At 59.3% G+C, this 12,438-nt stretch carries 11 protein-coding genes; 8 read left to right on the top strand and 3 right to left on the bottom strand.

Annotation, left to right across the window (positions count from 1 at the left end):
• Positions 1-505: nuclease/transposase family protein (locus tag ACYVB2_RS13295; protein WP_460536911.1), on the bottom strand; the 505-nt coding region annotated here is incomplete at its 3' end.
• Between the two features lie 175 nt (positions 506-680).
• Here ACYVB2_RS13295 and ACYVB2_RS13290 point away from each other — a divergent pair.
• The 4 genes from ACYVB2_RS13290 to ACYVB2_RS13275 are packed head-to-tail and all read left to right on the top strand — an operon-like array spanning position 681 to position 5,518.
• Positions 681-1,190, top strand: coding sequence for a MarR family winged helix-turn-helix transcriptional regulator (locus ACYVB2_RS13290; protein WP_382433539.1), 510 nt, complete (start codon positions 681-683; stop codon positions 1,188-1,190).
• 56 nt (positions 1,191-1,246) lie between these two features.
• Positions 1,247-2,653 carry an efflux transporter outer membrane subunit gene (locus ACYVB2_RS13285; RefSeq protein WP_382433747.1) on the top strand — a complete coding sequence of 469 codons (1,407 nt, stop codon included), beginning with the start codon at positions 1,247-1,249 and terminating at the stop codon, positions 2,651-2,653.
• A gap of 48 nt (positions 2,654-2,701) precedes the next feature.
• Positions 2,702-3,937 carry an HlyD family efflux transporter periplasmic adaptor subunit gene (locus ACYVB2_RS13280; RefSeq protein WP_382433541.1) on the top strand — a complete coding sequence of 412 codons (1,236 nt, stop codon included), beginning with the start codon at positions 2,702-2,704 and terminating at the stop codon, positions 3,935-3,937.
• A 15-nt stretch (positions 3,938-3,952) separates the two neighbouring features.
• A complete protein-coding gene (locus ACYVB2_RS13275; protein WP_382433543.1) occupies positions 3,953-5,518 on the top strand; it encodes a DHA2 family efflux MFS transporter permease subunit in 1,566 nt (521 codons plus the stop codon).
• A gap of 23 nt (positions 5,519-5,541) precedes the next feature.
• Here ACYVB2_RS13275 and ACYVB2_RS13270 read toward each other — a convergent pair whose 3' ends face one another.
• Complete coding sequence (locus tag ACYVB2_RS13270) at positions 5,542-6,432, bottom strand: LysR family transcriptional regulator (protein WP_382433545.1); 891 nt, start codon at positions 6,430-6,432, stop codon at positions 5,542-5,544.
• Between the two features lie 132 nt (positions 6,433-6,564).
• Between ACYVB2_RS13270 and ACYVB2_RS13265 the strand changes: the two genes are divergently transcribed.
• The 4 genes from ACYVB2_RS13265 (at position 6,565) to ACYVB2_RS13250 (ending at position 11,427) form a co-directional block, all read left to right on the top strand.
• The gene (locus ACYVB2_RS13265; protein ID WP_382433547.1) at positions 6,565-8,064 is read left to right on the top strand and encodes a CoA-acylating methylmalonate-semialdehyde dehydrogenase; all 1,500 of its coding nucleotides are present in this window, start codon (positions 6,565-6,567) and stop codon (positions 8,062-8,064) included.
• Positions 8,065-8,147: 83 nt separating this feature from the next.
• On the top strand, positions 8,148-9,314 hold the full coding sequence (locus ACYVB2_RS13260) for an acyl-CoA dehydrogenase family protein (RefSeq protein ID WP_382433549.1): 1,167 nt from the start codon (positions 8,148-8,150) through the stop codon (positions 9,312-9,314).
• Positions 9,315-9,353: 39 nt separating this feature from the next.
• Positions 9,354-10,247: a 3-hydroxyisobutyrate dehydrogenase gene (gene mmsB / locus ACYVB2_RS13255; RefSeq protein WP_382433551.1), complete on the top strand. Its 894-nt coding sequence runs from the start codon at positions 9,354-9,356 to the stop codon at positions 10,245-10,247.
• A 187-nt stretch (positions 10,248-10,434) separates the two neighbouring features.
• Positions 10,435-11,427 carry a Bug family tripartite tricarboxylate transporter substrate binding protein gene (locus ACYVB2_RS13250; RefSeq protein ID WP_382433553.1) on the top strand — a complete coding sequence of 331 codons (993 nt, stop codon included), beginning with the start codon at positions 10,435-10,437 and terminating at the stop codon, positions 11,425-11,427.
• A 25-nt stretch (positions 11,428-11,452) separates the two neighbouring features.
• Here the strand turns inward: ACYVB2_RS13250 and ACYVB2_RS13245 are convergent, their stop codons facing one another.
• Positions 11,453-12,427 carry a LysR family transcriptional regulator gene (locus tag ACYVB2_RS13245; RefSeq protein WP_382433555.1) on the bottom strand — a complete coding sequence of 325 codons (975 nt, stop codon included), beginning with the start codon at positions 12,425-12,427 and terminating at the stop codon, positions 11,453-11,455.
• Positions 12,428-12,438 lie beyond the last annotated feature (11 nt).

Genomic DNA, 12,438 nt, shown 5'->3' with positions numbered 1-12,438 from the left:
TGGCTTGGACTTGCACCTTCACCACCACATTCAAGTACCAGCGCCCGCGTGTATCTTGGCTGAAGCTGCCAGCGCGCAACTCGTAGTCCGCCAGACCGTAGCTGTCCCAGAGGCTCAATTTCTGACCCGCAAAAGCGATTTGCCCTGCCTTGTATTGCACAGCACGCGCTTTGAACGGAATCCAGCCCAGACTGTATTTGCTGCTCTGGGGGTTGGAGACGCGCCAGCGCAGTTTGGCTTTTTTGAATTGCTTGCGTACTTTGGCGTAGTCCTCACACACCTGTTGCACGGTGGGCGAACCAATCTGCACACAGTCGCACTTGCTGAACCCATTGGTCAGCTTTTGCAGGTCGTAACCAGTCAGAAACTGGTGGCGCTCGCGGATGGCGCGGTGGCTGGTTTCGTTGCAAAAATTCCAGACCTGATTGACCTCACGCGCCATCAACGCGAGCACTTTGGCGTGCTTGTCTTTGATGCGCAGACGCAGGGTTTTGGTGCAGTCCATGATGTAGATTATGGATTGCTAATCCCTATTAGCACGCCTACGGCGTGCGCGCTCTCAACCCCGGACTGAACTCCGGGGCTTCCCGCGCACCGGGTGAAAACCACGATTTCCGACAAATTTAGTCAACTCAATTTTATTGACTAAACAATAATTGCCTAGTCAATAAAATGCAGGCATGTCCATGATTCCCCCACCCACCCCAGGCAACTTTTATTCACCAGAGCACTATGAGCCAGGTCAGAGCGTGGGCTATTGGATGCGCAAGGTGGTGGAATCCATTCGTGTGCAAGCCGATGCACGGCTGGCTGTGCATGGAGTTACTGCAGTGCAGTGGGTGCCGCTTTTTCTATTGCTCCAATCTGGGCGCAGCACGGTGGCCGCTTTGTCGCGCCAGATTGAGATTGATCCGGGCGCTATCACCCGTGCACTCGATCGGCTAGAAGCCAAGGGATTGGTACAGCGCCAGCGTTGTAGCCAAGATCGCCGCGTCGTGCATGTGGTGTTGACGGAAGCGGGGCGCAAAGTGGCAGAACAGGTGCCCGCTGTGCTGGCCGAGGTGCTCAACGGTCATCTGTGCGACTTCAGCCTAGAGGAGTGGGAGCAATTGCAGCATCTGTTGCAACGCATGTTGCTCAATGGTAGCCGCTGGTGCCAACCCTCTGGGGCTGAGACTCCAGACCTCTAAACCATTCTTGCTAGTGCTTTATGCCAATTTCTGGTTTTTTTCCCCGCCCTGCACGAATGGTTTGGGTGTTGGTGGCATGTGCGACTGCCGGTTGCTCTACCCCCGGCCCTGAACACCTGCCTTTGGCCACCACCACGGCCGCCATGTTGGGTCTGGGTGTTGCGCAAACGGCGGAGGTTTCTGCACAGTGGTGGCGGGGGCTAGGCGATGGGCAACTGAACCACCTGATGGCACTGGCCCTGCAAGGGCATCCCAGTCTGGCAGCAGCCCGCGCCCGGCTGGCCCGCGCGCAGGCGCTGGCCGATAGCAGCCGTAGCGCAGATGGCCTGCATGCCAGCCTAGGCGTTGATGCCACCCGCCAACGCTACAGTGCCCACGGTTTGGTGCCCGCACCCATCGCCGGAAACACTTGGAACAGTGCCAACCTGCAAGCCAACTTGGGCTGGTCACCCGACTTTTTCGACCGCAATGCCACTGAGCTGGCTGCGGCCTTGGGGCAGGCACGGGCGGCCCAGGCCGATGCCGCAGTGGCTGCTCAGGCACTGGCTGCCCAGTTGGGGCGCAGTTATATTGCCTTGGCCCGGTGGTTGGCCCAGCAAACGGTGGCGGAGCAAACCCTGGCGCAACGCCAGAGCTTGCTGCATTTGACCCAGCAACGGGTGGCTGCGGGGCTCGATAGCCAACTGGAGGTCACGCAAGCACAGGCCGCCCTGACCGAAGCGCAAACGCAACAAGAGGCATTGCAAGAGCAGATCACTTTGGCGCGGCGTCAGATTGCGGTGTTGTGTGCCCAAGCCCCCGATGCCCAATCCACGCTCACCCCCAGTCTTGAGCAATTGGTGCTGGAGCCTGTGCCCGCTATTTTGGGGGCGGATTTGTTGGGTCGCCGTGCCGATGTGGTGGCGGCTCGCTGGCGCGTTGAAGCGGCCCTGCAAGGCGTCACAAGGGCACGCGCCGATTTTTATCCTGATATCCATTTGGGTGCCTTTGTGGGGCTGAATGCCTTGGGCGTGGGTCATCTGTTATCGGCTGGGGCACGCCAGATCGGGGTGACACCCGCTTTGCGGCTGCCGCTGTTTGATGGAGAGCGCCTGCGTGCCCAACTGGGCAGCCGTCAGGCGGAGCTAGACAGTGCCATTGCACAGTACAACGGCGCTGTCTTGGAGACCGTGAAACAGGCGGGCGATGCTGTGGCGTCAGTGCAATCGTTGGCTCGTCAGCACACCCTGCAAGCCCAAGCCAGTGCCGAGGCCGAGGCCAGCTACCGTTTGGCAGAACAGCGCCACCGTGCCGGTTTGTCCAATGCCTTGGCCCTCTTGCACAGCCAAAGCCCACTGCTGGTGCAGCGGCGTCTGGCGCTAGACGTGCGCGCACGGCAACTGGACACCCAGGTGGTGCTGATGCAGGCCTTGGGTGGTGGCTGGCACGACGATACCGCTACCTTGACCACAGCAGTCCGCTGACGGCTGCGCATCTTTGGTCTCCTCTTCGTATCTGAAAGTTCTACGCCCATGAGCACCCTGACCTCTACCGAGATGAAAACCGCACGCCGTCGTGGTTTGGCCCTGATTGCTGCTGCCACGTTGGTGGGAGGTGCGGGCTGGGCGAGCTGGCAATGGTGGCACGCCGGGCACTTCCAAAGCACTGACAATGCCTATGTGGCAGGCCATGTGGTGCAGATCACGCCGCAGGCGGCTGGCACAGTGGTGTCCATTGGTGTGGAAGACACCGAGTTTGTCCGCGCCGGGCAAGTGCTGGTGCAGCTGGATGCGGCAGATGCCCGCATTGCACTAGAGCAGGCACAGGCACAATTGGCCCAGACGGTGCGTGAAGTGCGCACGCTGTTCGCCAGTCATGGCGCACTCAAAGCACAGATTCGCCTGCGTGAGGCCGATTTGGCCCGCGCCCAAGCCGAGGCTGCCCGGCTGCAAGACGATGTCAATCGCCGAGCGCCCCTGCTCGCTACCGGCGCAGTAGCACAAGAAGAACTCCAGCATGCCAAGGCCCAGTGGACATCGGCCCAAAGTGCAGTGGCGGCAGCCCAATCGGCCTTGCTGACGGCCAAAGAGCAATTGCTGGCCAGCCAGACACAGACCGATGGCACCACACCACAAGCGCACCCCAGTGTGCAGCAGGCAGTAGCCCGCGTCCGTGAGGCCCATCTGGCGTTGGAGCGCACACAGTTGCGCGCCCCGGTAGATGGGCATATCGCCAAACGCGCGGTGCAACTGGGTCAACGCGTGGCTGCCGGTGCCCCCTTAATGACCGTGGTGGCGCTGGACAAGCTCTGGGTTGATGCCAACTTCAAGGAAAGCCAGTTGCAGAGCCTGCGCATGGGCCAGCCTGCCGAGTTGACTGCCGATGTGTATGGCACCAAAGTGGTGTACCACGGCACGGTGGCTGGGCTGGGCGCTGGAACGGGGGCCGCTTTTGCTTTGCTGCCTGCACAAAATGCCACGGGCAACTGGATCAAGGTGGTGCAACGGGTGCCTGTGCGTATTGCGCTGGATGCCAAAGAGGTGGCAGCCCATCCGTTGCGCGTGGGGCTGTCGATGGAGGCGGTGGTAGACGTGCGCCAGCAAGAGGGCAAATCGTTGGCCGATACGCCGCGCACCGCACCAGCCCAGAGCACCCCAGTGTTTGACACCCCCCAACACACCGCTGATGCTCAGGTGCAAGCCATCATTGCCACCCACTTGGGCCATCCGCCGATGCCGAACGCCAGCCCCGCCCGTGCGGTGCAATAAATGTAGGCCATTGCGATGAGTGTGACTGCACCCCCCCCAGCCCAAGTTCCTTTGCAGGGCAGCACCCTGCTGTTGGGTACCTTGGCACTGTCGTTGGCAACGTTCATGAACGTGCTGGACTCTTCCATCGCCAATGTGTCAATTCCGGCCATTGCCGGTGATTTGGGTGTCAGTCCTAGCCAGGGCACCTGGGTGATCACCAGTTTTGGCGTAGCCAACGCCATTTCCGTGCCGCTCACGGGCTGGTTGACACAGCGTTTTGGGGCAGTGCGTTTGTTCACTTGGAGCGTATTGCTGTTTGTACTGACTTCCTGGCTGTGCGGCTTTGCCTCGTCGCTGGAAATGTTGGTGCTGTTTCGGGTGTTGCAGGGGCTGGTGGCTGGGCCCATGATTCCACTGTCGCAAACGCTGTTGCTGTCCAGCTATCCGCGTGCCAAGGCTGGCACGGCGCTGGCGCTGTGGGGGGTGACTACGCTGGTGGCTCCGGTAGTGGGGCCACTGCTGGGGGGCTGGATTACGGATAACGTTTCTTGGCCGTGGATTTTTTATATCAATGTGCCCATCGGCTTGCTGGCAGCAGTTATCACTTGGGGCATTTATCGCCATCGTGAAACCCCCCGTCGCAAGCTCCCCATCGATACCGTGGGCCTGTCGTTGTTGGTGCTGTGGGTGGGTGCTTTGCAACTGATGCTGGACAAGGGCAAGGAGTTGGATTGGTTTGCCTCTGGTGAGATTGTCCTCATGGCTGTGGTGGCAGTGGTCGCTTTTGCGGTGTTCATCGTCTGGGAGTTGACCGATGCACACCCAGTAGTGGATTTGCGGCTGTTTGCCCGGCGCAACTTCGCCTTTGGTGCGTTGGCATTGTCGGTGGCTTATGCGCTGTTTTTTGGCAATGTGGTGTTGTTGCCGCTGTGGTTACAGCAGTGGATGGGCTATACCGCCACTTCAGCCGGGATGGCATTGGCACCTGTGGGGGTGTTTGCCATCTTGCTGACGCCACTGTCTGGGCGCAAAGTGGCCGTGTGGGATCCCCGCCGCATGGCAACGGCTGCTTTTATGGTGTTTGCATTGGTGCTGTGGATGCGTTCGCAATTCACGGTAGAGACCGATATGCGCCATATCCTGATCCCCACATTGATCCAGGGTGGTGCAATGGCCTTCTTTTTCATTCCATTGACCACATTGACGTTGGCTGGATTGACCCCAGACCGTATTCCCGCCGCAGCGGGCCTGAGCAATTTTGTGCGCATCACGGCGGGAGCCATGGGCACCTCGATTGCCACCACCTTGTGGGACAACCGTGCCGCCATGCACCATGCCCACCTGACGGAAGGGCTGGTGCAAGGCCAAGGGGTGTTTGCCAGTACGCTCGATGCCTTAATGGCCTCGGGCCTGAGCAACACACAGGCATTGGCGCAGATCAATCGCCTGATCGACCAGCAAGCCTACACCCGTGCGGCCAATGACGTTTTTCTCGGCTCGGCTGGGATGTTTTTGGTACTGATCAGCCTAGTGTGGTTGACGCAGCGCCCACCACGCATGGGCGCTGCTGGGGCTGCGGATGCCAGCGGTGCCCATTGAGCGCATAGCGGCACCATACACCGTTATGGGGGTAGCAGCCAGTGCTGGCGCTCCTTGGCAATTTCACGCAGAAAGCCCCACACGGCCTGCATTCGGGCCAAATGCTTGGACTCGGCGGGCATACTCATCCAAAAGGTGCGGGTAAAGCGGGCTTCTTCGGGCAGTACGCGCATCAGGAGTGGGTCGCGGTCGGCCAGAAAGGCCGGTAGCACTGCCAGCCCTGCCCCAGCGCGCACAGCCTCGTGTTGTGCGGTGATGCTGGTGCTGCGAAAGGCAAAGCGTTCAGGCTGGTGTAGGGCATCCAAAAACTGCAGTTCTTTGGTAAAAAGCAGGTCATCCACATAGCTGACAAAAGCGTGGTGGCGCAAATCTTCACGCTGTGTCACCAAGGGGCGGCGGGCCAGATATTCACGTTGACCATACAGATGCAGCACATAGTCGGCCAGTTTGCTCACAATGACCGGCCCGCGCCGAGGGCGCTCCAGCGAGATCACAATATCTGCCTCGCGCCGCGACAGATGCACCATGCGTGGCAGGGCCAACAAATCGATGGACAGTTGTGGATGGCGTTGTGTTAACCGGGCCAGTTGTGGCGCCAGAATCAAGGTGCCAAACCCCTCAGTGGCGCCCACACGCACCAACCCCGCCGGGCCGCTGCCCGCCGCAGGCACAACACGCTCCACCCCCATGACCGCAGACTCCATCGCCTCTACCGCAGGTAGCAATTGGCGCCCCAGTTCGGTGAGTCGGTGGCCCCCGGCCTCGCGGGCAAACAGGGCGGCCCCCATTTGCTTTTCTAGTGCCTGAATGTGTCGCGCCACAGTGGTGTGGTCTACACCCAAATGCCGCGCCGCACTGACCAGGGTGCCCGCACGGGCCAATTGCAAAAAGTAGCGCAGGTGATTCCAGTCCATCGTGTTACAGGCAGGCAAGGGATGTGCATTTTTGCAGATCAATTGCGCAAAATTGCCTATTGTTTGAATAAAACCGCACAGATAGGATGCAGTGGCTCGGGCATATAGCCCCATTTCCAGGAGACAACACTGATGACTGCACCTTCCGTCAAACTGCTGATCAACGGCCAATTCGTCGAATCCCAGACCACCCAATGGCGCGATGTCGTCAATCCCGCTACCCAACAAGTGCTTGCCCGCGTGCCCTTTGCCACGCCCGCAGAAATTGACGCTGCCGTCGCTGCTGCCAAAGAAGCCTTCAAAACTTGGAAGAAGACCCCCATCGGCACCCGCGCCCGTATCTTCCTCAAGCTGCAACAGCTCATCCGCGAAAACATGGGTGAACTGGCCGCCCTGCTGACGGCAGAACAAGGCAAAACCCTGCCCGATGCCGAAGGCGATGTGTTCCGTGGCCTCGAAGTGGTAGAGCACGCCGCCAGCATTGGCAACTTGCAATTGGGTGAGCTGGCCAATAACGTGGCCAGTGGTGTGGATACCTACACCCTCTTGCAACCGCTGGGCGTGTGCGCTGGCATCACCCCCTTCAACTTCCCAGCCATGATTCCGCTGTGGATGTTCCCGATGGCGATTGCCACTGGCAACACCTTCGTGCTCAAGCCCTCCGAGCAAGACCCACTGGTGACCATGCGCTTGGTCGAGCTGGCGCTGGAAGCCGGTATTCCTGCCGGTGTGCTCAACGTGATTCACGGTGGCGAAGATGCCGTGAATGCCATTTGCGACCACAAAGACATCAAGGCGGTGTCGTTTGTGGGCTCCACCAAAGTGGGCACCCACGTCTATAACCGCGCCACGCTGGCAGGCAAGCGTGCCCAGTGCATGATGGGTGCCAAGAACCACGCCATCGTGCTGCCCGATGCCAACAAAGAACAAACCCTGAACGCCATTGCCGGGGCATCGTTTGGTGCCGCTGGTCAACGCTGCATGGCCCTGCCAGTGGTGATTATGGTGGGCGAGGCCCAACAATGGGTGCCCGACTTGGTCGCCAAGGCGCAAACCCTCAAGGTCAGTGCGGGCACGGAAAAAGGCACCGATGTAGGCCCAGTCATTTCGCGTGGTGCATTGACCCGCATTGAAGGCCTGATTGAGCGCGGCGTGGCCGATGGCGCAACGCTCGAACTCGATGGCCGCAAGCCCACAGTGCCCGGTTATGAAGATGGCAACTTTGTCGGCCCGACCATTTTCTCGGGCGTGCAGCCCGGCATGGCAATTTACGACCAAGAGATTTTTGGCCCCGTGCTCAGCTTGGTGGCTGCCAAAGACTTGGACGAAGCCATCGAATTCATCAACGCCAACCCCAATGGCAACGGCACAGCCATCTTTACCCAGTCGGGTGCAGCGGCGCGCAAGTTCCAAGAAGAAATCGATGTGGGCCAAGTGGGCATCAACGTGCCCGTGCCTGTGCCGGTGCCGCTGTTCTCGTTCACGGGCTCGCGCGCTTCTAAGTTGGGCGATTTGGGCCCCTATGGCAAGCAAGTCATCCTGTTCTACACCCAGACCAAGACCGTCACGGCCCGCTGGTTTGACGACAGCACGGCGGGTCAAGGTGTTAACACCACCATCAGCCTGAAGTAATAAGCCACGAGGCTGTGGGCCGGGGTGGCACTGGCGCTGCCCCGGCCCACAGCCTTGCAGAACCCTGCTGGAGACTGTTGTCTATGGATTTTGAGCTGACCGAAGATCAACGGGCTTTCGCGCAAACCGCACGCGATTTTGCCCAAGCCGAATTGGCCCCCCATGCCGCCCATTGGGATGCCGAGGGCATTTTCCCGCGTGAGGCCATCGCCAAGGCGGGCGAGTTGGGTTTCTGCGGCCTCTATGCCCCCGAGAATGCGGGTGGTCTGGCTTTGCCCCGGCTCGATGCCACGATGGTGTTTGAAGAACTGGCCGCGGTAGACCCCTCTACCACCGCCTTTATCACCATCCACAACATGGCAACTTGGATGTTGGGCACTTGGGCCACCGATGCCGTGCGCACCACTTGGGGCGAGGCACTGACCACCGGCCAAAAGTTAGCCAGCTACTGCCTGACCGAACCCGGTGCCGGTTCTGATGCCGGTTCCATCAAGACCCGCGCCCAACGCACCGATGCTGGTTATGTGATTAACGGTGCCAAAGCCTTTATCTCGGGTGCTGGCAGCACCGATATGTTGGTGCTGATGGCCCGCACCGGCAGCACCGAAGACGGCGCTAAAGGCATTTCTGCCTTTGCCGTGCCAGCCGATACCCCCGGCATCAGCTACGGCAAAAAAGAAGAAAAAATGGGCTGGAACAGCCAACCCACGCGCACCATCAGCTTTGATAACGTTTGCATCCCCCACGACCACCTGCTCGGCCAAGAGGGCGAGGGCTTCAAAATTGCCATGAAAGGCTTGGACGGTGGCCGCATCAACATTGCCACCTGCTCCGTGGGCGCGGCCCAAGGCGCATTGACGCAGGCACAGGCCTATATGCAGGAGCGCAAACAGTTTGGCAAACCGCTGGCCAGCTTCCAAGCCCTGCAATTCAAGCTGGCCGATATGGCGACCGAGCTGGTAGCCGCCCGGCAAATGGTGCGGCTGGCCGCCAGCAAACTCGATGCTGCGGCTCCCGATGCCAGCACCTATTGCGCGATGGCCAAGCGTTTTGCCACGGATGCCGGTTTTACCGTTTGCAACGAGGCACTGCAACTGCATGGTGGCTATGGCTATATCCGCGAATATCCGCTAGAGCGTCTGCTGCGTGATGCCCGCGTACACCAAATTTTGGAAGGCACCAACGAAATCATGCGCGTCATTATTGGCCGCCGCATGTTGGATGCCGATGCCCCCGACGCTATCCGCTGACATCACCTCACCCCCATAAAACACACTGGAGACATCTTCATGAATATCGCATTTATCGGTTTGGGCAATATGGGCGGCCCTATGGCCCTGAACCTGCACAAAGCCGGCCATACCGTCAAAGCATTTGACCTGTCCACCGCCGCTTGTGACAAGCTGGCTGCCGAAGGCATCACCATTGCTGCCGATACCGCCGCTGCGGTGCAGGGCGCCGAAGTGGTGATCAGCATGTTGCCCGCCAGCGCCCATGTCGAAGGGCTGTTCTTGGGCACAGGCACGCAAGCTGGTATCTTGCCCCTGTTGCCTGCGGGCGCTTTGGTGATTGATTGCTCCACCATTGCTGCGGCCAGTGCGCGCAAAGTGGCCGAAGCCGCACAAGCCCAAGGCGTGCAATTTATCGATGCCCCGGTGTCTGGCGGTACGGGTGGTGCCATTGCGGGCACCCTCACCTTTATGGTGGGTGGCGAGGCTGCTGTGCTGGAGCGTGCCCGGCCCTTGTTGGAAAAGATGGGGGCGAATATTTTCCATGCAGGTGCTGTGGGGGCAGGCCAAACCGCCAAAATCTGCAACAACATGCTGCTGGGTATTTTGATGATTGGCACTTCCGAGGCCATTGCTTTGGGCGTAGCCAATGGCCTAGACCCCAAGGTACTGAGCGAGATCATGCGCCGCAGCTCGGGCGGCAACTGGGCTTTAGAAAAATACAACCCCTGCCCCGGCGTGCATGAGAATGCCCCTGCCAGCAAAGGCTATGCCGGTGGTTTTGGCACCGATTTGATGCTGAAAGATTTGGGCCTATCGCAAGAAAATGCCACTGCCGTGAAGGCGTCCACGCCCTTGGGTGGATTGGCCCGCAATCTCTACGCCATGCACAGCATTGCTGGGCAGGGTGGGCTAGATTTCTCCAGCATCATTCAGATGGTGGGTAAACGCTGATCTGCACAGATAGACCCCTGGCTGCATCCAAGCCGACCTTAAAGGTCGGCTTTTTTTTTACTTCAACACACCTTACTATTCGTAAAAATCTATCCATTCGCACCGATCGATAAGCAAAGATGTCACAAAAAGACACAACCTGAATGGGTCTGCTCTTGGTGTTCGAGTGCTTTTCCTATCCCTTGCCATGCTCACTATTCCACGACGGAAAATACTGAAACAGTTGCTGGCAGGGTGGGGCGGCTGGGAGTTGTGTGTCGCCCATGCTGAAGACTGGCCCACCAAACCCGTCAAGATCGTGGTGCCTTTTCCGCCAGGGGGGTATGCCGACGTTTATGCCCGCCTCTTGGCCGAGCACATGGAGGTTGCGTGGGGCCAGCCTGTCACCGTCCATAATCGTCCAGGCAATGGTGGTGTGGTGGGCGCTGGGGCCGTGGCACAGGCCGTGGGCGATCACCAAACCCTCTTGATGGGCACGGTCGGCACCCATGCTATCAACGCATCATTGTTTGCCCGTCTGCCATACCACCCTGTGACGGATTTTTCTGCGATCAGTTTGGTGGTTCAGGCCGAAGGTGTGCTGGTGGTGCCAGCCGCCTCACCCGCCAGAACCGTACAGGAACTGATTGGATTGGCACGGACACACAACAATTTCAGTTTTGCTTCCGCGGGGCCGGGAACAACCAGCCATTTGGCGGGAGAACTGTTCAGGCATAAAAATAGGCTCAATCTCATCCATGTGCCTTACAAAGGTAACAGTCCGGCCCTGATAGATCTGATTGGCGGACAAACATCCATGATGTTTGCCACCCTGCAAACCGTGATGCCACATTTGCAGTCGGGGCGGTTACGGGCCTTGGCCGTACTAGGGGCACTGAGCACCACCCCACCGCCGTTGGTCAGAGGGTTGCCATCGCTGGCAAAGTCCCCTTGGATGGGCAAGGCGCTGGAGAACTGGGCGGGTCTTTTTGGGCCTGCTGGCATGTCTGCGGCGGTGGTGCAGAAGATCCATGCGCAAGTGCAGCGCATTTTGCAATTGCCGGTGGTACAAGCACGTATGCACGCGGAAGGCATGCACTTTGTGCCCATGAGCAGCCATGAATTTTCCCAGTTCGTGCTACAAGAGATTCTTGCATGGCGGGAGACTGTCCAGGCTTCTGGGGCCGTGATAGAGGGGTAAATCCTTGCTGGGGTGGCCGATGGAGTCAAGGGTTGTCGGGCAGCTCGTGCAAGGAAAAAGGCGATGCGCGCTGCAGCCCGATTTCGCCACAATCGTGCTCCATCAGTCTCTCTATGATGGTTTTGATGCAGTGGGCCACTTGGCGCGTTGCTTCGGTATAGGGGCGTTGGCTGGCAGAGGCCAGCATCAGACGGGTATGGATTTCTGGATTGCGCAGTGGAAACGCCACGAGGCGTTCAGTTTGTAGCTCTTCTCTGACGGCCGATGGCCCGAGCACGGTATGCGCCAAACCCGCAGCAATGATGTCTTTGGTAATGCGCAGGCTGTCTACTTCATACGCCACATTTAACCGAAAACCCTGTTGTTGTGCGGTTTGCTCCAGTGTCCGACGCAATCCATGTTGGCGACTAGACAGCAGCAACGGGACACGGGCCAATTGTTCAAAGTCGATTTCTGTGTGTGCTTGGTGTTCACACGGTGCTGCATGGGGGGCGCAGATCAGTGCCAGCCGGATATCGGCCAACGGTTCCAGCCGTATATGGTGAGAGCGGCGTGCGTGGTGCAGCACTGCCAAGTCAAGCCGAGCATCTTGCAGCCATTCATGGATATGGCCGCTGTAGCCCTCCACCACATTGAGGCGTATGCCCGGAAATTGCTGGCGCACCATGTGAAACAACGCTTGCCCTAGAAAACTCACTGTGGTGGGGGGCATACCCACCGCGACTTCGCCTGCCACCTGTTCACGGCTGGCACGCATGTCTGCGGCCACTTGGCGCAACTGGCTGAGCAGTGGCTGTACGCGGGCAATGAATTTCTCTCCGTCGGGGGTCAGGGCCACCCCGCGCCCGTGGCGGTACAGCAACCGCACTGCACATTCTTCTTCTAGTTTTTGCACCTGCCGCCCTAGGGATGGCTGGGTAATACCCAATACAGCCGCTGCCCGCGAAAAGCTGCCTAACTCGGCCACTTGCAATAGGTATTCGATGCGTTTGAGATTCATGGTGCTGGTGC

Source organism: Giesbergeria giesbergeri (genome assembly GCF_054779375.1).
The sequence above is the reverse complement of the archived record's forward strand: the minus strand, read 5'-3'. Positions and strand labels throughout refer to the sequence as shown.